Consider the following 21214-nt stretch of genomic DNA (forward strand, 5'->3'; position numbering starts at 1 on the left):
ATTGATTGCATTTGGAATAATGACAGTTAGCATGGAAAGTGAACAGTCCTATATAAACGAAATCGCGAACCTTGCAGAATCCTGTGGGATGGAATGCTACCGCTTCATCCCTTCAAAAATAGATCCGCTGACACTTCAAGTAAAAGGGGAAAAATTTAATTTAACTACAAAATCCTGGGTCGACAGTGAATTTCACATTCCAACGATTATTTATGACCGTTGTTTTTACGGTGATGATGAGCATTCCAAACAATGCATTCCGATTGTATCTTGGCTAAAGACCAGAACTGACATAACCTTTTTAGGATATGGTCTGCCAAATAAACTAGAACTCTATGAAGAATTGAGAAAAACAGTTTTATCGGCTTACTTACCTGTAACTCAATCTGTTTCCGATACTAACATCGTATTAAATGAATTAACAACAAAGAAAAGGATAATATTAAAGCCCATTAACGGATCGCAAGGGAATGGCATTTACTATTTGAAAAAAAATGAAAAATCCTTTCATGTTAAAACTGAAAAACAAAAGAAGATTATTTCACGGATTTTCCCAAATGAAACGAAGCTAACCCAGTGGTTACAATCGCTCATTTGCAATCGTCAATACTTACTGCAACCTTATCTTGAATTATCAAATAATCAACTGCAGCCCTTCGACATTCGTGTCCTACTGCAAAAAAATATGGATGGGAAATGGGGCGAATTAGGAAGAGGGATTCGTAGAGGAAATACTGGGGGTATTTTATCAAATTTAAGTGCTGGTGGGACCGTCCTCCCCTTTGCCGATTGGTCACCTACTCTCCCACCTGCTACTAGGGAGTATATTAATCAAGAATTAACATACATTCTCACCAATCTTCCTCCTCTTCTTGAAAATGCATTTTTACCATTATTTGAACTCGGAGTAGATATTGGCATAGCGAAAAATGGTTCAATCTGGATTTTGGATGTAAATTCGAAACCAGGGCGAAAAGTGCTCTTGCAAACTCAACCAGACCTTAAAGATTCTCTGAACCTAGCGCCTTTGCTTTACGGGAAACACTTAACCCTGATAGAGTCAAAAGAAAGGAAGAGCTATTATGAGAAAACATTATCTCATTGAAGTTGCTCAAAATGATCAATTAGTTGTTTTCTGTCCTCCATCATTTCTTAAAGATAAAGAGATCACAAGGATTGCCTTTGGTTCGAGATCCATAGAAGTTGATTTTATCCCTCATCCTGATAAGAATGACCGGGTTTCGATAAGCAGAGAAATTCAAAAAGCACTCCATTTTCCTAATTTCAACACTCCACTTCATGTCTTTTTCAAAAACCATAGTCTTATTATCGGTCCACTTGTAGGTATTTTCACAGCGGGATTTACCTCTCTACCTTTGGAACCTATTGGTGAAAGAACATTGTTCTTTTCAAAACTTCTATCCGTTAATAAAATGGTGGGTGCTTTACCTTTTGTATTTGGAGAACAGCATATTGATTGGGACCAAGGAATCATAGAAGGGTACATTTTTCAAAATAATGCATGGGAGACGGTTGAAGTGCCTTTTCCTAATGTTATTTATGATCGGCTGCCCAATCGGAGAAGTGAAAATAACCCAAAATTAATTAAGGTGCGTGACCGCTTGCAAAAGGAATACCTTATTCCTTGGTATAATCCTGGATTTTTTAACAAGCTTGATATTCATGAAAGGCTTATTCATGATGACATAGTTGCAAGCTTCCTACCAGAAACACTGCCATTTACATCCTTCTCCTCAATCGAGACTATGCTTTCTACCCATGGCCATGTTTTTATTAAACCTAAAAATGGCAGTCTTGGTTTAGGTGTTCACCAAATAATATATGACAAGCACACCGATGATTATTTTTGCCGCTACCAAGATGAAAGTGGTGTAAACCGTTTGCGAAGATTTTCAAGTTTAGAACGATTGATGGGTATCGTATTCGCCAATCAATCACTTGAAAAAATGTTGGTACAGCAGGGCATTAATTTACTTAGAAGCGAATCAAGACCAATTGATTTTCGCGTCCACACGAATAAAGATGATCTGGGAAATTGGCATGTATCAGCCATTGCAGCGAAAATCGCAGGCCCTGGCAGCGTGACCACTCATACAAGAAGCGGTGGTAATGTTAAAACGCTCGAAGAAATATTCTCAGGGGATGAACGTACTTTGTATAAAGAAAGACTCTCCCATGCCGCCCTTCTTTTAAGCAGTTCTTTGGATAGGAATGTAGAAGGCATTATTGGTGAGATTGGTTTTGATTTAGGTATCGACCGAAATGGAGATGTTTGGCTCTTTGAAGCAAATTCAAAACCTGGAAGAACAATCTTTGCTCATCCCGAATTGAAAGATTTTGATTTGCTAACACGTAAATTGTCCATTGCGTTTGCTGTCTTTCTTACCGAGCAATCATTATTACACCCAGAGGAGTTATTCACATGAAAGCCAATCAAGCAGGGCCACTGATTGGCATTATGTCAGCGAGAAAATCAAATGGTTCTATTGCGGGTAATGGCCCGCTATTTATAGCATTACAAAAGAAGCTTATTTCACTTGATGGAATAAGCTTTGTCTTTACTCCGGAAGATGTAGATACAGATCTTATTACTGGCTATACCTATTTACCTGATAAAAATCACTGGGTTAAGGAAATATTTCCCTATCCAAACCTGGTTTATAATCGGGTGCCTTTCCGAAAGTCAGAACAAAATGAGCAATACCAACGTTTTTTTTCGATTTTAAAGGAGAAAAATATCCCTTTTTTCAATCCATGTTTTATCGATAAATTTGAGTTATATGAATTACTTAAAACCCATCCGTATTTGCAAACCTTTTTGCCGCAAACAATCCTCATCCAGCAAAAAAAGGACTTGATCACTTTTCTGCAGAAGCAAATAAGCATATATTTAAAACCTGCGCAATCATCAAAAGGAAAAGGGATTTTCCGCTTAAAGTTGATGGGTTCTTCCAAGCTTCAATTAGAAGGAATCTATCTTCAGGAAATTTATAAATCCTTTAATCATTTTTGGGAGAACTGGGGCAAGGAGCTACTTGAGAAAAACTACCTAGCCCAAGAGGAAATAACATCAGCTGAATACGAAGGTAATCGTTTTGACTTTCGTATTCTTGCCCACGCAGATGAAGGTAAGTACATTTTAACTGGGATTGGGATTAGGCAATCACAAGAACAAGGAATTACTACTCATATACCCTCTGGTGGGAGGCTCTTGCCCTATGAACTTTTGCATTCTGAAAAGCATGATCAATTTATTGAAACAATTATCCCTTATATTGGAAGGGCATTATCTGAACGATTTGGCTATTTTGGTGAATTTTCCATCGACGCTGGTGTAAGTAAAACGGGTCAGTACTATATTTACGAGGTAAATTCCAAACCCATGAGCTTTGACGAACACGAAATAGAAGAAAAGAAAATTGAGCAACTTTGCCGCTTATTCCTCCAACTCTCAAATTATAAGAACAGATGAAAAAATTGACAGAAAATTCTATTTAAAAAATCTCCCAAACAAGTTAAGCTAATAGTAAGTAAATTAAAAGGGGGATTTCACGATGTTAATGCACTTTCAATTCAAGCCATTATTTGAAAATAAAAATATTCCGGGATGGAATTTTTCCTTTTATCATAAAAAGCAAAGAGTCACAGGAATTTATCATCAAACAGGGAATATAGAATGGACAACAAATGTACCTGAACGAGATGAGATCGAGGCATTATCAAGCCAAATCCATGAGCTGATGCTTTACCATGTTTATGAATAATGTAATGCCGGGATCTTTAAAGTGTATGAAAACTCACCTTTTCCACAAACTAGAAATAGTTTACGGAAAGGGATGATGGTTATGGATAAAGGAAAAGACAAGGTAACGGATTTAGGTTCTGCTTATGAAGGCAGAGATAAGGTGTTCATGGATGTGGACCGGATGATTAACGAAGGCATGTCTGGTGGTTCTGTCCATTCACGCCATGATACAACTAATATCGAGGAAGCCCATGAGTTCATCGAAGAACAACCACCCTATGAATGCGATTAATCTTTATAACCACCATATATGAGAGGCTAGCCCGCATTAACAAAGGCTAGCCTTTATTATTTTCTTGCTTTTATCAACTACTGGTATAATAAATGAATCAAGTAAATATTAAAAAACGGGGAAATCAACCATGTTAAAAAAATTATTGTCTATTTATGAGAATTCCATTTTGTTTCCAGTTAAGCCAGTGAATCCCTCTGAACAATTTTATATCTTCTATAATGAGATTGAAAACGAATGGATCGCCATTCCTAAAGCTGTGGTAACTGAAAAGGAATTAACCCTTCTTAAAACAATTTACCAATTAGTTGAATATAAAAATCCTTCGAGCAATTCCGCTGCAAAGGGATGGGATACCTATTTACTATTGGATGGTCCTCTCCCTACTTGTAAACCTGAGACATATCTTCGTTACATTCAGTTTCAATTTAACAGCGATGATACGAATCAAAGCGAAATTGAGTCTGCCTTAAAAGGTTTTTTTACTGAAGAAATTATGATTATATGGGAAAACCGCAGTCGAGGTATTGTCATTGAAGAGGGCAACGCGATTGCTCTTACAGAGGAAGATTTGATTTCAATGACTGAAACATTAGAAAGTGATTTTTATATAAAAATTTCTTTTTTTATCGGAAAGTTCCATCCTTTTTCCGATCAACTTCGCTCAAAATATCTTCAAGAGAAAGAATTCTTCTCTTTTGGGATTTCGAATCTTGTGACCCACCTGAATATCTTTACATTTGAGCGCGTCTTCCCATCCTATTTAGCTTATCACTTGCCGGCTGATTTAAAACAAAGGGTCAATCAATTAATCTTTGGAGTCTTTAATGAAGAAACAGAGATGTATTCAACTATAAAAGTCTTTCTCGAAAATAATTTAAATGCCAGCTTAACGGCAAAAAAGTTGTATATTCATAGAAATACACTTCAATACCGGATCGATAAATTCATCGATAAAACTGGAATCCAATTAAAGGATTTTTACGGTGCTTTTACAGTGTTTTTAGCTTGTCTACTTTATGAGCAGAGTAAAGAAAAGTAACAATCTGCCCAAAAAAGCGCTTTCAATCTTTGTGCACTCTGTCCATACTGATTTTTTACCTCTAATTGTACAATATTGTTAACAAGATAAAGGGAGGAATTACAAATGGCAGAGTTAAAATTAGATCACATTTATAAAATTTATGATAATAAAGTAACAGCTGTTCAAGACTTCAATTTACATATTGAAGATAAGGAATTTATCGTGTTTGTTGGCCCATCTGGGTGCGGAAAATCTACTACACTACGAATGATTGCTGGTCTTGAAGATATTTCAAAAGGTGATTTTTACATTGATGGTAAAAGAGTGAACGACGTAGCACCGAAAGATCGTGATATCGCTATGGTTTTCCAAAACTACGCTCTTTATCCACACATGACGGTATATGATAATATGGCATTCGGCTTAAAACTGCGCAAGTTCCCTAAAGATGAAATTGATCGTCGTGTACAAGATGCTGCAAAAATTCTTGGTTTAGAGGCTTACTTAACACGTAAACCTAAAGCACTATCTGGTGGACAGCGTCAACGTGTAGCATTAGGACGTGCCATTGTCCGTGATGCTAAGGTATTCCTAATGGATGAACCTTTATCAAATCTAGACGCAAAGCTTCGTGTTCAAATGCGTGCTGAAATTGCAAAACTTCACCGCCGCTTAGATACAACTACTATCTATGTTACGCACGATCAAACTGAAGCAATGACAATGGCTACTCGACTAGTTGTTATGAAGGATGGTGTCATTCAACAAGTTGGTTCACCTAAAGAAGTGTATGAAAAGCCTGAGAATGTCTTTGTCGGTGGCTTTATCGGCTCTCCAGCAATGAACTTCTTTAACGGAAAACTAGAGGATGGAAAATTTATGATTGGAAAAACATCTATATCTGTTCCTGAAGGAAAAATGAAATATCTTCGTGAACAAGGCTATGTTGGAAAATCAATCATTCTTGGAACTCGCCCTGAAGATATTCATGATGAGCCAGTTTTCATTGATGCGTCTGCAGGTACAAAAATTAATGCTAACGTTGATGTTGCAGAGTTAACTGGTGCAGAATTAATGATCTATTCAAGTATTGGCGGCCAAGATTTCGTAGCCCGCGTTGACTCCCGTGGAGATATTCATCCTGGCGATACTTTAGAACTAGCATTTGATATGAACAAAGCACATTTCTTTGATGTTGAAACAGAATCTCGAATCCGCCCATAATAATAACCGATAAGCCCCGTTCACGAAACGGGGCTTATTCTTTTATAAAAAATACTTCTTCTTTATTACAGGAAGGACATCGATACACATGGGGACACTTTTGACCTGAATTTGTATCAGGATACCCATCCTCCATCTTCATTAGATCTATTTCCATGTATGGACTATAATCATCATAAAAATCCATAAGACGTCCATTCTCCATCATAGGCTCACCGCAACTTGTACATAATAAGTAAGCTTCCCGAAAACCATTACATACTGGGCATACTGACATCCTATTCACCCTTTTTTTAGTTGATAATCTTAGTTTGTGTTAACTTGCAAACCATATGTGATGGAAATAATTACCAATTAAATTCTCGAATAAGTCTTTCCGTTTTAATCATAATAAGTATTACAAAGCAAGCAACACCTACTTACAACGATGGATGAAACCAAAAAGGGTAATAGCCGGTGCAAGTCCGACTCATCCAACCAAACAAAAGACAATGAATGAATCTCCAATTTGTAGAAGCTTATCAAAGGTAACATTGATAACATGGGTTAGGCCAAGGCGGCAATGGTTTAATCTCCATTATGGTTCAACTCCATACTGACCCCAAACTTATTAAGAGGAGTGTTATTCAACTATGGCAGCTAACAACAACTCTAATCAACTTCTAGTACCAGGTGTCGAGCAAGCTCTTAGTCAAATGAAGTATGAAATTGCATCTGAATTTGGTGTAAATCTTGGTGCCGATACTACTTCACGTGCCAACGGTTCTGTTGGAGGAGAAATTACAAAGCGTCTAGTAGCAATGGCTGAATCTCAACTTGGCGGATTCCAACGCTAATTTTTAGAAAAACCAGTAAATACAAATAAATATTATGGCTAAGCCCCCTTCTTTTGGAAGGGGGCTTTCATTGTTTAAATCATATTTTCAGGTCTAACCCATTTTGAAAATTGTTCTTCTGAAACATAGCCTATTTTTATGGCCGCCTCCCTTAATGAGCAATTATCTTTAAATGCAAGTTTGGCAATTTCTGCGGCCTTTTCATAGCCAATATGTGGATTTAACGCTGTAACCAACATCAAAGATCGGTTTACATGCTCTTTGATAATTTCTTCATTGGCATGGAGACCTAAGGCACAATTTTTATTAAAAGAATTAATTCCATCCGATAGGAGCCTGATTGATTGGATAAAATTATTAATTATTACTGGTTTAAACACATTTAACTCAAAATTCCCTTGGCTTGCCGCAAATCCGATGGCGGCGTCATTCCCAAAAACCTGGCACGCAATCATCGTCAACGCTTCACTCTGAGTAGGATTAACCTTCCCCGGCATAATGGAGCTTCCTGGCTCGTTTGCGGGAATGCTAAGTTCACCGATTCCACTGCGCGGCCCACTAGCAAGCCAGCGGACATCATTAGCCATTTTCATTAAATCAGCTGCCAAAGCCTTTAACGCCCCATGAACATGAACAATTTCGTCGTGACTTGTTAATGAGTGGAATTTATTCCCAGAGGAACGGAATGGATAACCTGTGAGCATCGAAATCTGCTCGGCAGCCTTGTCACCAAACTGTGAGGGAGCATTGATTCCTGTACCAACAGCTGTCCCTCCTATCGCCAAATCAAGCAGATACTGGTTTGCCTCTGTTATCATCCTTTCACATTTTTCAAGCATTGCCCGCCATCCGCTGATCTCTTGTCCCAGCGTTAGTGGTGTTGCATCCTGCAAATGAGTTCTACCTATTTTAATTATTTTTGAAAAATCCTTCTCTTTTACAAGCAGCGTGTTTTTTAATTCTGAAATAGCAGGAAGGAGATCCTCAACTATTTTTGTATAGGCAGCAATATGCATTGCTGTCGGAAAGGTGTCATTGGAACTTTGCGACAAATTGACATCATCATTCGGATGGATTTTTTCAAGATTGGCTTCTTGCTCTTTTAAATATTCATTCGCCCGATTGGCAATGACTTCATTTACGTTCATATTGGATTGAGTACCACTGCCTGTTTGCCAAACTACCAATGGAAAATGTTCATCCATCTCTCCGTTATGAATAGAATCACATACTTTTATGATTGCCTTCATTTTCCTCTCGCTGAGTTTACCTAATTGAAAATTGACGATTGCTGCAGCTTTTTTTATAAAAACCAGGCCATAAATTAATTCCAATGGCATTTTTTCGGAGCCAATTTTAAAATTTTCCTTACTTCGTTGTGTTTGCGCACCCCAATATTTATCTGCTGGCACACGAACCTCACCAAGCGTATCTTTTTCGATTCGATAATTCTCCACGTGTCATCCACACCTCACAAATTCGTATACTTCAATATATATACCCATTCCTATCCATTTTATTAAACTATTTACAATTTACTTATATAAAAAAACTGCAGACACTTGTCTGCAGTTAATAATTTAATGTTTAATGATTGTATATCCGATATAATAAGAAAGGATTAAAAAACTACCGATCAATAGTACTACTGAATACTCTGACATATACATCCCACCCCGATATTATTAAATACTTAAACATTTTTAAAATATCACAAGCGGCGGGTTTGACAAGTGATGATTATTACACATTATTGACTAAGAGGTGAACTTTTTGTGAACATTTGCCTATTTGGTGCAACGGGCAGGGTAGGCTCCATCATTTTAGAAAATGCTTTGTCCCAGCAACATTCTATAACTACACTAGTGAGAGATATGAAAAAGCTAAATAGTAATGGTGCAGGTCTTGAGGTTAAGACAGGTAATGTACTAAATGAGACAGATATTGCTAATAGCTTAACTGGTTCAGATGTGGTCATTAGTGCATTAAATACAGATGGCACCACTACTCTGTCTGGATCGATGCCATTAATCATTAAACATATGAAAGAGCAGGAAATAAGCCGAATTATTACAATTGGTACAGCAGGAATTCTGCAGGCTCGTTCTGCCCCACATTTATATCGATTTCAATCCTCTGAGTCGAAACGGAAAAGCACTCGTGATGCGGAGGAACACTTAAAAGCCTATTTAATGCTAAAAGATTCTGGACTTGATTGGACGGTTGTATGTCCTACCTACTTACCTATAGGTGAAAGAAAAGGATATTACAGGTACGAAAAAGACTTTCTACCTGATCATCCTTCTTCCATCTCGATTTACGATACAGCTGATTTCGTATTTAAGCAGCTTATTAACAAACAATTTATCGGCTCGCGAGTGGGACTTACTTATTGAAAAAAGACCCCTTAACAAATTTCGTTAAGGGGCCATTTTTCTATCCTGCCAGATCTGTGCTGCCCTGCTGAAGTTGGTACATCTGATAATATTTCCCCTTATTCCCCATCAATTCATCATGTGATCCCTTTTCAACGATCGTCCCTCGATCCAATACAATTATTTGATCGGCATTTCGAATCGTTGATAACCGGTGGGCAATGATAAAGGTTGTTCTCCCTTTTTTCAGGACATCCATAGCCTCTTGAATCACTGCTTCTGTCTCTGTATCAATACTAGAAGTGGCTTCGTCAAGAATTAGAATCGCAGGATTAAAGCTAAGCGCACGGGCAAAAGAAATTATCTGCCGCTGCCCGCTCGAAAGGGTGCTTCCTTTCTCAAGAACAGGTTCATCATACCCATTTTCTAAATTTTTGAATACCTTTTCTGCTCCAACATCCTTTAATGCTTTCTCGATTTTTTCTTTTGTAATCGAAGGATCATTAAGACTTACATTGGAAGCAATCGTTCCTGTAAATAGATAGGGATCCTGTAAAACGATGCCCATATGGTTTCGGATCGTTTGACGTGGGATGGTTTCAATATCCCTTCCATCAATCGTAATTTTCCCCTTTTGACAATCATAAAAGCGGAAAAGTAAATTCATGATCGAACTTTTTCCAGAACCTGTATGACCAACGAGGGCAATTGTTTCACCTTGCTTCGCTTCAAAATCAATATTCTTTAGCACGAATTCTCCTTCTTTGTATCCAAACGAAACATGATCAAATCTTACATTCCCTTTAAAACGAGCAATCCGCTCACCACTAACATTTTCCCCTGGCTCATCCATCAACTTGAATACTCGTTCACCGGCCACAAGTGCCTGCTCTAAATTAGCCAATTGATTGACAATCCCCTGAACAGGTTGGAAAAGGCGGTTGATGTAATCAACAAAGGCATATAGCATCCCAAGTGATAGGATAGTAGAAGTATTCAGCGCCTGGCCCCCGAAATACCAAATAAATGCCACAAAAATGAGATTTCTTAATATCCCAACCAGATTATGAGAGGTTAATGCATTTAAACTTAATAGCTTATTCTGGTACGTAAAATGCTCATGGTTTAGTTTTTCAAAATCTGTTTTTGTTTCTTTTTCGCGACTGAACGCCTGAATAATACTCATCCCTTGGATGGACTCATTGATGGTTGCATTTATATCGCTATTCCTAGACCGGATGACACGGTTATATTTAGAAGCATACTTCCGGTATATTAGCATCCATGCATATAGAATTGGCAATAATAACAAACAAATCGCTGCAAGCTTTCCATTCAAAATAAACAAGGCAACATATATTCCTGTAATATATATGGCACTAGTAAAAAAGGTAGCAAGAACAGTAACATATAACTCCCGGATTGCTTCTGTATCATTCGTGATTCTTGCTACCACTTTACCTGCAGGCAAATTATCAAAATAATTAATCGGCAGCCGTTGTATCTGACCATAGACATCTTCTCGCATTTTTTGAATGATACGGTTGGCTGATTTTTGTAATAAAAAACGTTCTCCGTATTGAAAAACGGCTGATACAACCAAGAGTCCAAAATAGATGGCCAATAGTTGAAAGATAGCTGGAATCTCTGGCTGGTAAAAGGATAATATTTCAGACCCCTTTAGGGTTTTCGCCTGATACTCTGCCTTTCGTCCACCTTTTTTAATCTCCAAAATTCCTTCTTTTAAGCTTCTCTTCCCATCAAATTCAAGTCTTTGGTCAATGAAAACGAACTTGGAACCGACTTGCAAAATTTGAATTTGTTTTCCCTTTTGTTCTGATATAGATAAATACTTTTCTCTTGTGTAAAATTTCCCGTCATAATTCACTGCCCGATTGCCACTTGCCGTTTCATACCAAACAGATTCAATCCCTAATATATGCTGATCTATAATATTTTTAGCAATAAACGGTCCTGCAAGGTCGGTTCCGACAGAAATGGTCAGCATGAGCAATGCCGCTATAATAATTTTTTTATAAGTAAAAGCGTACTTAGTTAATCGCTTCCCAGTTGTCATGCTGATACCCCCTCATCGACCTTACCTGCAATCTGTTGGCGGATAAATTGTTCCTTATACCACCCATTGTGTTCAATCAGTTGTTCATGTGTTCCCTCTTCAACAATTCTGCCTTCATCTAGAACGATAATATGGTCTGCATGCTCGATAGCAGACATTCGGTGAGTAGTAATAATCGTTGTTTTATCTGTTCTTACCAAGCGGATATTATCAATAATTTGTTTTTCTGTTTTCGCATCAACGGCTGATAAGGAATCATCAAGAATAAGGATTTCTGGATTTTTGATAAGCGCGCGGGCAATCGAAATACGTTGTTTTTGCCCTCCTGATAAGGCCACACCCTTTTCTCCTACCATCGTAGCTAATCCTTCCGGAAGCATTTCAAGATCCTTACGGAACGCCGCTAAATCTATGGCTGTTTCTAACTCTTCGTCGCTGGCATCTGTCCTGCCGAAAAGAATATTGTCTTTCACACTTCGAGAAAACAGGACATGATCTTGGGGCACATAACCAATCCAGTTGCGGACTTGATTCAAGGTTTGTTCCTCTAATGATACCTCTGAAATAGATACCTTACCGGTCCCAAGTGGATATTGCCTTAATAACTGCTTAATAAAGGTGGTCTTTCCTGAGCCCGTTTTACCTACAATTCCTAATGTTTGCCCCTGAAGAAGTTTAACATCCACATTTTTTAGATTGTCATTTTTAGAAGATGGATACCTGAAGGTTGCCTTTTGATAATCAATACGATCCGCTGTAGCGATTGCAACAGGTTCGAGTGGATTGCCGACTTCTACCTTATAATTAAGTGTCTCATTCACACGGTCTAGAGAGGCATTCCCTCTTTGCATCACATTGATTAACTCACCAATAGCAAACATTGGCCATATCAGCATCCCTAAATACACATTAAAGGAAACCAGATTGCCTAATGTAATCGTTTGATGAAAAACTAAATAAGCACCATACCCGAGACCAATTAAATAGCTTATTCCTACAAGCACCTTTATCGTGGGATCAAATAAGGCATCAATTTTTGCAACCCTAATATTCTTATGATAAACATCCTCCGTAAGTTGATGAAACCGATTACTATCAGCCACTTCTTGAACAAAAGCACGGATGACCCTTACTCCTGCGACAGATTCAAGCACCCTGTCATTCAGTTCACCGAAGGCATCCTGCGCTTCCATAAAGCGAGTATGAATCCTTTTCCCATAAATTTTCATTAAAATGGCCATTAATGGCAGCGGGATAATAGCCGCTAATGTTAACTTCCAGCTAATGAAAAGTCCCATTGTCAACAGCAAGGTTAACATCCAGACGCTAGAATCCACTAGGGTTAGGATCCCAAAACCTGCTGTAATAGAGATGGCTTTTAAATCATTTGTAGCACGTGCCATTAAGTCCCCTGTTCGATTTTTTTCATAAAATCCCGGGGTCATTTTTAATAAGTGCTTGACAAATCGAGACCTGAGTTTCCTTTCAACGAGGAAGGCCCCTCCAAATAAACGATACATCCATACATAGGTGATCGCGTAGGATGACACCGTAATTAATAAAAGGATACCGAGGTACCTGAGAATTTTCTGTTTACTTATAATACCGATATGAATTTCATCAATCGCCATTCCAATTAATTTTGGCGGCATCACATCCAAAATACCAACTAAAATTAATAGCGTAATGGCAATCATATATCGCTGCCAATTTTCTCTAAAGAACCAACTTAATTTTTTTAATACCGCAAACATAACTGACTGCCCCCTTATGTTTTACTATCCGCCTTCTAGCGCCTCCGTTGTATTTCCAATCCTGACTAATTCTAAATTTCCCATCAAATTTACCTCCTTAAAGCATTTTTATTTATAAAAAAAGACATACCGCAGTAGTGCAGTATGCCTCCTATTAAAAAAAGGGACAAAAAAAACACACGTTACGTATCAAATAAAACGCAACCTGTGTTTTTGTCATTTATTAATTTTCGCGTCTAAAATTAACAGGAAAATTCTTCAGGACAGGTTACATTCAAATATTCAAATGGTAAAAAAGCTGGATTGAATTTAATCATTATTGTAACCCTCCCTTTCCTTTTTTTTCTTCTTTTGTTAGATTATCACCAGTTTATTTAAAAGTCAATTCCCATTTTTCAGAATTGTTTTATCTATTTTCTATTCGGATAAAAATATTAGTGACCCTCACCATTCCCTCTATTCTTCCACCTCTTCTTCCACTTTTCCTTTTGCTTATTCCACTTCTCTTCCCATTTCTGAACCTCATTATTAAAGTTCTCTTGAATATTACCTCGTTTCTTCGCCTCTTCTTCCAGCCTTTTCTTCTCTATCAATGAAGTAATATGTGGGACATTAAAGCTTTCCGATGGTGCATTCTTTAGTGCCTCCGTCATCACTTCACGAAAAACAACCGCCGAACCTTTTTTACTTATTGGAGTTACGTAATGATTAGCATCTGTTTTATCATAGCCTACCCAGATAGCTCCAACCAGCTGTAGTGTATAACCAACAAACCATTGGTCCTTTACTCCATTGATGCCCTTGATTGGAACCTGAGTTGAACCTGTTTTCCCTGCCGTTTCTCGGCCCGGTATTTGTGCAGCACTTCCTGTTCCTTGTTCAACTACACCAAGGAGCATTGTCGTCATATTATCGGTAACAGCTTTTGTAGTGACTCGCTCCTTTTTTGTTTTCCACTCAGCGATTACATTTCCGTCTGCATCCACAATTTTCTTGATTGCATGGGTCTTCACTCTTACACCATGATTCGGAAAAACAGCAAAGGCTTCAGCCATGTTGAGGGGAGAGACTCCTTTATGCAAGCCTCCCAGGGCAAGTGATAAATTGCGGTCATTTTTGTCCAATGAAATTCCAAACCGTTTGATAGAATCTAATCCTTCTTCGATCCCCAGCTCATTTAATAACCATACAGCTGAAACATTTTTTGATTCTTTAACGGCTTCATACATCGGCACTTCTCCAGCATATTGATGATCGTAATTACTCGGTTGATAATCGCCAAAAGTCATCGGTTCATCTTTTAACATATCGGTAATTCCCCAGCCATTTTCCAGTGCAGGTGTATAAACAGCTAATGGCTTAAAGGAGGATCCTGGCTGTGCTTCTAATTGTGAAGCACGATTATAGCCCCTAAAGGTGTGTTTCCCTCTACCGCCAACAATGGCCCTGATCCCTCCTGTCTTTGGATCAACTAATACTCCACCACTCTGTATAAGGCGATCCTTTCCTTTTGGAAATAATGTATCATTTTGATACGTCTTTTCCATTGCTGTTTGCATCGTCGGCTCTAGCTCTGTATAAATTTGATAGCCGCCTGTTAGTAATTTATCCTGTGATAAGCCGTATTGGTTGATTGCTTCATCTAATACCTGATCAACATAATATGGAAATTTACCTCTGAACGGGTCCCCTCCCCTATCATTCAAAACCACTTTTTCATGCTTCGCCTTCTCATATTGCTGACTCGAAATATACCCTTGTTTTCGCATTTGTGTTAATACTAGATTTCGCCTTTCAGTCGCTTTCTCCATATGTTCATACGGATTTAAGGCTGATGGCGCTTTAATTAACCCTGCGAGTAAGGCAGATTCACTGATTGTTAGGTCTTTCACTTCTTTGGCAAAATATTTGCTGGCAGCAGTCTTTATTCCCCATGCACCATTTCCAAAGTAGATTTGATTTAAATACATTTGGAGGATTTCGGGTTTCGAATACTCCCGTTCAATCTGAAGTGCTAAAAAAACTTCCTCCATCTTCCTGTTTAAAGTTTTTTGTGATGTAAGTAGAGTATTCTTTGTCAATTGTTGAGTAATGGTACTGCCGCCTTCGACCATTCCTCCAGCTTTTAAGTCTCGGATGAGTGCCCTAGAGGTTCCAATTAGATCGACACCCTTATGTTGATAAAACCGATGATCCTCAATGGCAATGATGGCAGTTTTCAATGAATCAGGAACCTGCTTGATTGAGACACCTTCATTTTTATTGGCCGACACTTTACTTGCTACATTCTCGTTTACATCATAAAACACGGTTGCTTGGGGCAGCTCGTTTTTAAGTCCAGAAATATCTGCATCCTTGGAAAAATAATAAAGAAGACCGAAAAAACTTAAGACGAGAACCAATACTGATAGCACTAATATTTGTAGTAAGTGCCACTTTTTCCAATTCATAAAAATGGCGCTAACTTTATCTTTAAATACCAAATGAAAAACATCCTTTAACTGTAATCTTAACAGGTATACTTTTTTGAGTATGGGGTTGATTTTATGATGGTTTTCTATGAAAGATAACTCCAACGATTAGTATTCCACAAAAAAGAAAAAAGATGGGCAGAATTCCCATCTTTTCAATGTCTATTATTCATTTTTTATCAATTCTTTAAAGCGTTGTCTCGAAAGTTTTTCATCAATACTGCTAAAGATGCGGTAATTTCTTTCATCTAAGATGCGAAAATGTTTACTTAGAATATTTTGTTGAAGAATATAACCGTTTTTCTTTGATAATACTCTCCACCAGATCCTGCCGCCAAACGTTTTTGATTTACGAATATCTATTCCTTCACGGGCAACCGTTTCTAACACTTCGAGCGGTTCATTTCCAAATAAGAATTGGACTGTTTCCGTTTCACGAAAAAGAGCGCAAATAGAAACAGCGGTAGACCAGTTGGCAAGAACTCTGCCTTTCTCAATTTGAACAAGTGTTTTCTTTGAGACACCAATGATTTCTGCCATTTTATCCTGAGTATAACCTGCCTCGGTTCGTATGAGACGAAGTTTTTCAGAAACCTGCATCATAATTTCATCCCTGGTCACGTTCAGCCCTTCCTTCAATCGCAACTAGTGTAATTTTACACTAGATTGTCGTATCATTCAAATATTAACATAAAAAAACTGCTACCTCATGGATAGCAGTCTTTTAATAATTATTGTATTTTAGGAGGGATGCCGCACTTGCTAGAACATGAATCTTTCAAATCACATGCGCCGCATTTTCCCTTTTTCGATTTATTAATAAACCTGACCAAGGTCCAGCTCGCGTATCCAAAAATAGCTGCCCCTATCAAAATATTGGCAATCATTTGCTCCACCTCTTTTAAGAATTACACAAGTCCAAACAGTTTGCCGCCTTGATAGATAATCAAAGAGAGGACATACGCAATAGCAAATGCATACATCATTGAAAAAGCTGTCCATTTCTTTGAATTCGTTTCTTTATAGATTGTTGCAACCGTCGCTAAGCATGGAATATATAACAATATAAAAACCATAAAACTATAAGCTGCAAGCGGTGTATAATAATCTGCCAATAACCCTTGCAGACTTGCATCGTTCGGAACAAAATAGATGATATTCATGGTAGAAATAATTGCTTCTTTTGCCAAGAATCCAGTAATTAACGATGCGGATGCCTGCCATGTTCCAAAACCAATCGGATCAAAAATTGGCGCAATAACATTCCCAATTACCGCTAAATAACTATCATCCATGTCAACCTTTAAACCATTGGGACCCGCATATGATAGCAGCCAGATAAAGACAGAACCAGCAAAAATAAATGTTCCAGCCTTTCTTACAAATCCTTTCCCTTTATCCCATGTACTTCTCCAAAGTGATAGAAATTGGGGCAGTCGGTATGGCGGCAGTTCAATAACAAATAATGAAGTTTCTGATTTAAGTACAGTAGAAGAAAAGACTTTTGCCAAGGTTAACGCAACAATGATGCCAAGTACATACAGGCTAAGGACAACCAATGCCTTATCTCCTGCAAAAAACGCTCCAACGAATAATGCATATACCGGTAATCGTGCCGAGCAAGACATTAACGGGGTTAGTAAAATGGTTAACAGCCTCTCCCTTGGTGTTTCAATTGTTCTTGCTGCCATTATTCCTGGTACATTGCAGCCAAAACCAATCATCATTGGGATAAATGCCTTCCCATTTAAGCCAACTGATTCCATAATCCGGTCCATTACTAATGCGACTCGAGCCATGTACCCTGAATCTTCTAATAAAGATATAAAAAAGAAGAGGATAAAAATTTGCGGTACAAAGACGAGAACCCCGCCTACCCCTGCAACTAAGCCTTCAATAATTAAAGCATGAATAAAATCGGAAGCATGGATAGCAGTTAATACCTTCTCAAATCCTGCCGTAATCGGTCCGGTTAAACATCCATCCAAAAGATCAGATAATGGGGTTCCGAGCCAATCAAAAGTCAACATAAACATAAAATACATGAGCAACAAGAAAATTGGCATTCCTAAAAAGCGATTCGTAACAATACTGTCAATTTTTTCAGAAAGAGGAATATCTGAATTACTTTTCCTAGCAACTTCCGCGAAAATCTTCTCGATTACTTCTTTTCTTTTTTGATAAATATAGTTGGCTAAAGATTTTACATCATATTGTTTCTGTAATATTGAATCAAGATTTGCCATAATAGAAGTTAGCTTAGTTACATCTACAATGCTATTTAAATAGTCTCTAACATATTCATTTCCTTCAAAATATTGGATCGCTAGAAAGCGTGCAGAAAGTTCGGTTTTTCCATTTAACATACCGGTCAATGTCACAATCGCTTCTTCGACCTCTTTACCGTAGTAAACGAGGTTCTTTTTGACAGGCTGGATTGATTTTGTTGAGATGACATCTACTAGTTTATCACAGCCTTTACCGCTTCTTGCCACCACCGGAACAACTGGCACCCCGAGAAACTTTGAAAGCTTTCCTGCATCTATTTGAATCCCGCGCTTATTCGCCACATCAATCATATTAAGTCCAATAAGGGATGGCTTTTCAAACTCTAGCAATTGCAAGGTCAAATGTAAATTACGTTCTAATTGTGAAGCATCTAATATATTTAGCAGGCGATCAACGGATTCATTCAAAAAGAAGGATGTAACCACTCCTTCATCCTTTGACAGCGGATTAAGTGTATACACACCTGGTAAATCAATTAAATGGCCAATATTATTTTTAAAAATACCAACTTTCTTTTCAACGGTTACGCCGCTCCAGTTACCAACATACTCATAGGATCCTGTTAGATTATTAAACAATGAAGTTTTCCCAGTATTGGGATTTCCAATTAGAGCGATTTCCATTATATTTTCTCCACTACAATCTGAACTGCTTCCCTACGGCGGATACCGACACATTGTCCACATGATTCAATCATAACTGGCCCGCCAAATGGCATCACACACTTCACACACACTTCTGAGCCCTCTGTGATCCCTAAGTCAAGTAAACGTCTTTGCACCAGGAGACCAACTTGAGAAAGATTAACGATTTTCCCTTTACCCCCTGCTTTTAACAATCCGAACATTTATATCACCCTATCTATGTTAATTGAGAATGATTATCTTTCTATATCGTCATTTTAACACTTATTTATAGGTAATAATCATAATAAATTTGTCAAAAGTTCGAAATCTTTTGTGGCTTTTACGAAAAAAATATAAACTGAGTGATGCTAGATTTTATTCTTATTTTCCCATATGATTCTAGTATTATGATTAAAATCGGAAGTAACACTTTTTATGATAAAATAAAGAAGGATTTTTGCTTTAATCATCGAATTTACACTGTAAGCAGTTTTGTCAATAGCATAGGGGGAAAACGGCATGTTCACGGAAAGCGAAACGGATTTAATTGACTATTTTAATCAAAATAAACAGAAATTGATTCAAGAATGGGAAAATGCTATTGTTACCACTAAAGCAGACCCTTTTAAATTGAAGATTCATGAAAACGGAGCCGCCTTACTCGAAGCTTTGCTTAATATGCATAAAATGACTAAGCAAGAGCTTTTAAACATTATCGAAAAGCTAGCCATAGAAGTTTCGCAAGAAAGAGTATTGGCTGATATTAACCTTGGAGATTTTGTTTATAATGTAAATCTTGGGAGAACAGTTTTATACAGCTTTTTAGGTAACACTGGGATCCCATGGTCAGATATGCAAGAAGCGTTAAACAGGATAAATTTTTGCTTTGATAAATTTTTATACTATGCTGTTTCACATTATTCTGAAGCAAAAAACAAAATCATCGAAGAAAAAACAATGCACATCGATTCTACCCATCAGGATCGATTAACACTACTCGGCCAGATGACATCAAGCTTTATTCATGAGTTTAGGAACCCACTAACATCTGTTCAAGGATTTATTCAATTGCTGAAAGCTGATTATCCGGATATGAAATATTTAGATATCATTTCAAGTGAATTGGATCAACTTAATTTTCGTATTTCGCAATTCTTACTTTTATCAAAAAAGGAGTTAATTGGAAAAGAAAAGGATGACTTCAATTTAAATAAATTAATTGATGAAGTATTAAACTTTCTATACCCAAGCATTCTCGATGGAAAAGTAAAAATAAGAAAAGAATTAAGTGAAGATATTACTCTTAATGGGTATGCGGATGAAATTAGGCAGGTATTAATTAATATCATATTTAATGCGATAGATGTATTGAATCATGATGAGAATCCCACTCCAACAATTGAGATCAATAGCAGTCTCGAAAATCAGTCCATCAAAATCAATATTTCCAATAATGGCCCAGTGATCCCAGCTGAACTTAGAAAATCCATTTTCGAACCATTTTTCACGACAAAAAAACTGGGTACAGGTCTTGGATTGTTTGTATGTAAAGAAATTATTGAAAAACATAAAGGGAATTTAGTTTGTGATTCCACTCCTGATAAAACAACATTTTCGATTAGCTTACCAGTCACAGCCATCCCTAGTGGCAATGAACAAGGTCATTCATAGTCCTATTATCCAATCCCACTTTCATTAAAGCAGGGATTCTTTTTTTTCTCTTCAATATATCTTCCATTATAAACTCCTGTTGCATATGATGAACTAAAATTTTTTATCAGGAGATTAGGCCAATGTTTACATTAAAGGTTGATAATGAAATTGAGCTCCAGTTGTTCCAGCAGCATCACGCCTTAAGGCTGTATCAGCTAGTTGAGGAGAATCGTGAACATTTACGTGAATGGATGCCCTGGGTGGATAGCATGAACTCCCCTTATCAATTTGAGTCGATTATTCCCGTATGGCTGTCCCAGTTCTCAGAAAATAGCGGATTAAACGTAGGGATACTCTATAAAGGTGAACTAGTTGGCTCAATTGGATTACATCAAATTGATTGGCATAACCGTATGACAAGTATCGGCTATTATCTTTCCAAAAATGCAGAAGGTCATGGGATCATGACTCGTTCCGTTCAATCCCTTATAAACTATGCCTTTTTCACATTAGGCTTAAACCGTGTTGAAATTCGCTGTGGTATAAAAAACAAAAAAAGCCGTGCGATTCCTGAGAGATTCGGTTTTGTAAAGGAAGGGATCATTAGAGATGGCGAACAATTGTATGGACAATATCATGATCTTTTTGTTTATAGCATGCTTGCCCGCGACTGGAATAAAAGAATTGCCTATTAAAAAATGTCTAATTACAAATCGTTACATGCTGCCTATTGGCAGCATTTTTTATAGGCCGATTTGCTAATAGAATTTTTTTTTGAAATAATGTATACAGTACAACGTAAGTGAGGTGGCATACCTTACCTTTTG

Annotated in this window: 20 protein-coding genes; 11 read left to right on the forward strand and 9 right to left on the reverse strand. The window is 37.5% G+C overall.

Going from position 1 to position 21214, the window contains the following annotated elements:
- The first annotated feature begins 1 nt into the window (after position 1).
- The 7 genes from QF028_RS20485 to QF028_RS20515 all read left to right on the forward strand — a co-directional run bounded on the left by QF028_RS20485 (position 2) and on the right by QF028_RS20515 (position 6306).
- Entirely contained in the window at positions 2–1105 is a 1104-nt protein-coding gene (locus tag QF028_RS20485) for a YheC/YheD family protein (protein ID WP_429468265.1), read from the forward strand.
- A complete protein-coding gene (locus tag QF028_RS20490) occupies positions 1083–2447 on the forward strand; it encodes a YheC/YheD family protein (protein ID WP_410882221.1) in 1365 nt (454 codons plus the stop codon). The genes QF028_RS20485 and QF028_RS20490 overlap by 23 nt, the downstream gene beginning before the upstream one ends.
- On the forward strand, positions 2444–3493 hold the full coding sequence (locus QF028_RS20495) for a YheC/YheD family protein (protein ID WP_429468268.1): 1050 nt from the start codon (positions 2444–2446) through the stop codon (positions 3491–3493). The genes QF028_RS20490 and QF028_RS20495 overlap by 4 nt, the downstream gene beginning before the upstream one ends.
- An 82-nt stretch (positions 3494–3575) precedes the next feature.
- Entirely contained in the window at positions 3576–3785 is a 210-nt protein-coding gene (locus tag QF028_RS20500; RefSeq protein ID WP_088085981.1) for a YheE family protein, read from the forward strand.
- Positions 3786–3866: 81 nt separating this feature from the next.
- Positions 3867–4058 (forward strand): hypothetical protein, encoded by a 192-nt coding sequence (locus QF028_RS20505; RefSeq protein ID WP_214999893.1) that lies wholly within the window; start codon positions 3867–3869, stop codon positions 4056–4058.
- 130 nt (positions 4059–4188) lie between these two features.
- Positions 4189–5100, forward strand: a complete 912-nt coding sequence (locus QF028_RS20510) for a PucR family transcriptional regulator (protein WP_429468271.1) — start codon at positions 4189–4191, stop codon at positions 5098–5100.
- Positions 5101–5205: 105 nt separating this feature from the next.
- Positions 5206–6306: an ABC transporter ATP-binding protein gene (locus QF028_RS20515; RefSeq protein ID WP_429468274.1), complete on the forward strand. Its 1101-nt coding sequence runs from the start codon at positions 5206–5208 to the stop codon at positions 6304–6306.
- Positions 6307–6340: 34 nt separating this feature from the next.
- On the opposite strand, the gene QF028_RS20520 is transcribed toward QF028_RS20515, so the two are convergent.
- Positions 6341–6583, reverse strand: a complete 243-nt coding sequence (locus QF028_RS20520) for a hypothetical protein (protein WP_168242405.1) — start codon at positions 6581–6583, stop codon at positions 6341–6343.
- A 355-nt stretch (positions 6584–6938) separates the two neighbouring features.
- Here QF028_RS20520 and QF028_RS20525 point away from each other — a divergent pair, with 355 nt between their 5' ends.
- On the forward strand, positions 6939–7142 hold the full coding sequence (locus tag QF028_RS20525; protein ID WP_168242404.1) for an alpha/beta-type small acid-soluble spore protein: 204 nt from the start codon (positions 6939–6941) through the stop codon (positions 7140–7142).
- A 74-nt stretch (positions 7143–7216) separates the two neighbouring features.
- On the opposite strand, the gene fumC is transcribed toward QF028_RS20525, so the two are convergent.
- Positions 7217–8599 carry a class II fumarate hydratase gene (fumC, locus tag QF028_RS20530; protein ID WP_429468279.1) on the reverse strand — a complete coding sequence of 461 codons (1383 nt, stop codon included), beginning with the start codon at positions 8597–8599 and terminating at the stop codon, positions 7217–7219.
- A gap of 318 nt (positions 8600–8917) precedes the next feature.
- Between fumC and QF028_RS20535 the strand changes: the two genes are divergently transcribed.
- On the forward strand, positions 8918–9538 hold the full coding sequence (locus QF028_RS20535) for an NAD(P)-dependent oxidoreductase (RefSeq protein ID WP_214999899.1): 621 nt from the start codon (positions 8918–8920) through the stop codon (positions 9536–9538).
- A 40-nt stretch (positions 9539–9578) separates the two neighbouring features.
- Here QF028_RS20535 and QF028_RS20540 read toward each other — a convergent pair whose 3' ends face one another.
- The 7 genes from QF028_RS20540 to QF028_RS20570 all read right to left on the reverse strand — a co-directional run bounded on the left by QF028_RS20540 (position 9579) and on the right by QF028_RS20570 (position 18955).
- On the reverse strand, positions 9579–11594 hold the full coding sequence (locus tag QF028_RS20540; RefSeq protein WP_429468282.1) for an ABC transporter ATP-binding protein: 2016 nt from the start codon (positions 11592–11594) through the stop codon (positions 9579–9581).
- Positions 11591–13348: an ABC transporter ATP-binding protein gene (locus QF028_RS20545; protein ID WP_410882235.1), complete on the reverse strand. Its 1758-nt coding sequence runs from the start codon at positions 13346–13348 to the stop codon at positions 11591–11593. The genes QF028_RS20540 and QF028_RS20545 overlap by 4 nt, the downstream gene beginning before the upstream one ends.
- A gap of 434 nt (positions 13349–13782) precedes the next feature.
- Positions 13783–15831 (reverse strand): transglycosylase domain-containing protein, encoded by a 2049-nt coding sequence (locus tag QF028_RS20550; protein WP_429468285.1) that lies wholly within the window; start codon positions 15829–15831, stop codon positions 13783–13785.
- Positions 15832–15984: 153 nt separating this feature from the next.
- Complete coding sequence (locus QF028_RS20555; protein ID WP_214999905.1) at positions 15985–16440, reverse strand: helix-turn-helix transcriptional regulator; 456 nt, start codon at positions 16438–16440, stop codon at positions 15985–15987.
- Positions 16441–16550: 110 nt separating this feature from the next.
- Positions 16551–16706 (reverse strand): FeoB-associated Cys-rich membrane protein, encoded by a 156-nt coding sequence (locus QF028_RS20560; protein WP_429468288.1) that lies wholly within the window; start codon positions 16704–16706, stop codon positions 16551–16553.
- Between the two features lie 21 nt (positions 16707–16727).
- On the reverse strand, positions 16728–18731 hold the full coding sequence (gene feoB / locus QF028_RS20565; protein WP_429468290.1) for a ferrous iron transport protein B: 2004 nt from the start codon (positions 18729–18731) through the stop codon (positions 16728–16730).
- Positions 18731–18955, reverse strand: coding sequence for a FeoA family protein (locus tag QF028_RS20570; protein ID WP_214999910.1), 225 nt, complete (start codon positions 18953–18955; stop codon positions 18731–18733). The genes feoB and QF028_RS20570 overlap by 1 nt, the downstream gene beginning before the upstream one ends.
- A gap of 298 nt (positions 18956–19253) precedes the next feature.
- Between QF028_RS20570 and QF028_RS20575 the strand changes: the two genes are divergently transcribed.
- Together QF028_RS20575 and QF028_RS20580 are read left to right on the forward strand one after the other, a co-directional pair.
- Positions 19254–20405, forward strand: coding sequence for a histidine kinase N-terminal domain-containing protein (locus QF028_RS20575; RefSeq protein WP_429468293.1), 1152 nt, complete (start codon positions 19254–19256; stop codon positions 20403–20405).
- Between the two features lie 122 nt (positions 20406–20527).
- Positions 20528–21082, forward strand: coding sequence for a GNAT family N-acetyltransferase (locus tag QF028_RS20580; protein WP_214999914.1), 555 nt, complete (start codon positions 20528–20530; stop codon positions 21080–21082).
- Positions 21083–21214 lie beyond the last annotated feature (132 nt).

The organism is Neobacillus sp. B4I6, assembly GCF_050434045.1.
Lineage (GTDB): Bacteria > Bacillota > Bacilli > Bacillales > Cytobacillaceae > Neobacillus.